The 2,696-nt window shown below is 46.1% G+C and carries 2 protein-coding genes; one reads left to right on the forward strand and one right to left on the reverse strand.

Translation table 11 applies throughout. From position 1 onward, the window contains the following. The first annotated feature begins 21 nt into the window (after positions 1 to 21). Positions 22 to 1,212 (forward strand): elongation factor Tu, encoded by a 1,191-nt coding sequence (tuf, locus tag W234_RS0109685; RefSeq protein WP_025644530.1) that lies wholly within the window; start codon positions 22 to 24, stop codon positions 1,210 to 1,212. Between the two features lie 253 nt (positions 1,213 to 1,465). Here the strand turns inward: tuf and W234_RS0109690 are convergent. Further along, a protein-coding gene (locus tag W234_RS0109690) for an IS3 family transposase (protein WP_156923945.1) occupies positions 1,466 to 2,631 on the reverse strand; the annotation gives its coding sequence in 2 pieces (ribosomal slippage) (positions 1,466 to 2,376 and positions 2,376 to 2,631; 1,167 coding nt in all). Between the last annotated feature and the right edge of the window lie 65 nt (positions 2,632 to 2,696).

Here is a 2,696-nt window from a genome sequence, read left to right on the forward strand (position 1 = left end):
CCAATAAAAAAGGATACACTCATGGCAAAGGCCAAGTTTGAACGCAACAAGCCCCACGTCAACGTCGGCACCATCGGACACGTTGACCATGGTAAAACCACACTAACTGCCGCAATCGCAACTGTAGCAGCAAAAACCTCAGGCGGCGAAGCCAAAGACTACGCGTCAATTGACTCAGCCCCTGAAGAAAAAGCACGTGGCATCACCATCAACACCTCACACGTAGAGTATGACACCGAAACTCGTCACTACGCCCACGTTGATTGCCCAGGTCACGCCGATTATGTCAAAAACATGATCACCGGTGCCGCTCAAATGGACGGCGCAATCCTAGTCGTATCAGCAACTGACGGCCCAATGCCACAAACTCGTGAGCACATCTTGCTATCACGTCAGGTAGGCGTACCATACATCATCGTCTTCATGAACAAATGTGACCTAGTAGACGACGAAGAATTGCTAGAGCTTGTAGAAATGGAAGTTCGTGAACTTCTTAACGACTACGACTTCCCAGGCGACGACACCCCAATCATGAAAGGCTCAGCCACCCAAGCCCTAAAAGGCGACGACGGCAAATACGGCGAACCAGCTGTCGTAGAACTACTAGAAACCCTAGACAGCTACATCCCAGAGCCTGAGCGTGACATCGACAAAGCATTCCTAATGCCAATCGAAGACGTCTTCTCAATCTCAGGTCGTGGTACCGTAGTAACTGGCCGTGTTGAATCTGGTATCGTAAAAGTTGGTGACGAAATCGAAATCGTCGGTATCCGTGACACTCAAAAAACCACCTGTACTGGTGTTGAGATGTTCCGTAAGCTACTAGACGAAGGCCGTGCAGGTGAGAACTGTGGTGTACTACTCCGTGGTACCAAGCGTGAAGACGTACAACGTGGCCAAGTACTAGCTAAGCCAGGTTCAATCACCCCGCACACCAACTTCGATGCTGAAGTATACGTACTATCAAAAGAAGAAGGTGGTCGTCACACGCCATTCCTAAACGGCTATCGTCCACAGTTCTACTTCCGTACTACTGACGTAACTGGCGCAATCCAATTACAAGACGGTACTGAAATGGTTATGCCTGGTGACAACGTTGAGATGAGCGTTGAGCTTATCCACCCAATCGCTATGGACAAAGGCCTACGTTTCGCTATCCGTGAAGGTGGCCGTACTGTAGGTGCTGGTGTGGTTGCAAGCGTAAGCAACTAATAGCCAATGCTTTAGTAATCAGTTTTAAGATTACTAAAACATGAAAGCCGCTCTCTTCATTGAGGGCGGCTTTTTTTACGTTCTATAGGGTAGAGTTTTATTTGTAAATTTTGATGAGAAAAAATTGTTTAATGAAAAGAGAAAAGCAGGAGCCATTCAAGAAATCAACATAGTAAAAGTTCATTAAGTGGATTTCTTGCAGGTACCTGACCCCTGCCGTCAAATCCGTACACATAAACTTGGGAGATTTTAATTACGCAGCCTGACGATAATAATCAAACCACACCTGTCTTGGCGATTGATAGCCCAAACCCTTTTGAATCCTCGTCTGATTGTAGTACAGCTCGATATAACTGATAATATCATTGATGGCTGTGAACCTTGTTTTATAGTCTTGATGATATACCAGCTCATTCTTTAATGTGCCCCAGAAGCTTTCTATCGGAGCGTTATCGAAACAGTTGCCTTTGCCGCTCATTGAGCCTATAAATTGATGCTGCTTAATGGTCTTGTGGTAGGCGTGACTGCAATACTGACTGCCTCTGTCTGAATGAACGATTAGCCCTTTGTTTGGACGTTTATTCCTGATGGCCATGTTCAATGCGCGACAGACCAAATCTGCGGTCATGCGTTTGTTGATCGCATAGCCGACCAGCTCTTTGGTATATAAGTCTTTGACTCCCGCTAAATACAACCAGCCCTCATGTGTCCAGATATAGGTAATATCGCTTACCCATGCTTGGTTAGGGCGACTGGTGTCAAACTTCTGATCGAGCACGTTTGGATAGACCAGCTTGTTGTGATTGGAGTCGGTGGTGACTTTAAAGCGCTTATGACTACGACATTTAATGCCGTGTTGCTCTTTGATGCTTCTTACCATATACAGGCTAATGTTATGGCCTTGCTCGCTTAGATGAGCATGCAGTCGATCTGCGCCATAACGTTCTTTCGTTTCATTGTGAGCCGCTTTAACCAGTAATTCAGACTGGTTGCGATGTATCTGTTGGTCGCTGAGATCACGACTTAGCCAGTCGTAATAGCTTGATGGCTTAACCCTTAACACACGGCACATAGTGGTGATGCGAAAGAGGAACTGGTTGTCTTTGATAAAGGCGTACCTGACTAACTGTTTCTCGCGAAGTACGCCGTCGCCTTTTTTAAGATCTCGCGCTCCTCTTCGGCAACTTTAAGCTGTCGCTTTAGGCGTTTTACCTCTTCAAGCGCACTCATAAGTTCAGGGTCATACTGCTTTGTTCCTACAAGCTTGCCTTGATTAGCTTTGTTCTGCCAGTTGGATAGCGTTTGCATGGCGATGCCAAGTTGCTTTGCGGTCGCTGAAATATTGCCGTTGTTATCCGCTATCTTCTTGACGGCTTCAGCTTTAAATTCGTCACTGTAGGTTCTTACTTTCTTGGTCATGGTAAACTCCGATTAATACGCTTAGTTTACCAAGTTTACCTCTACGGTTTCTTCAGCATAGCTCA

This window comes from Psychrobacter sp. TB15 (genome assembly GCF_000511655.1).
In the GTDB taxonomy this organism is placed as follows: Bacteria; Pseudomonadota; Gammaproteobacteria; order Pseudomonadales; family Moraxellaceae; genus Psychrobacter; species Psychrobacter submarinus.

Bases quoted from the DNA above. Each gene is read 5' to 3' on its own strand.
- tuf (WP_025644530.1), top strand. From the start codon at position 22: ATGGCAAAGGCCAAGTTTGAACGCAACAAGCCCCACGTCAACGTCGGC.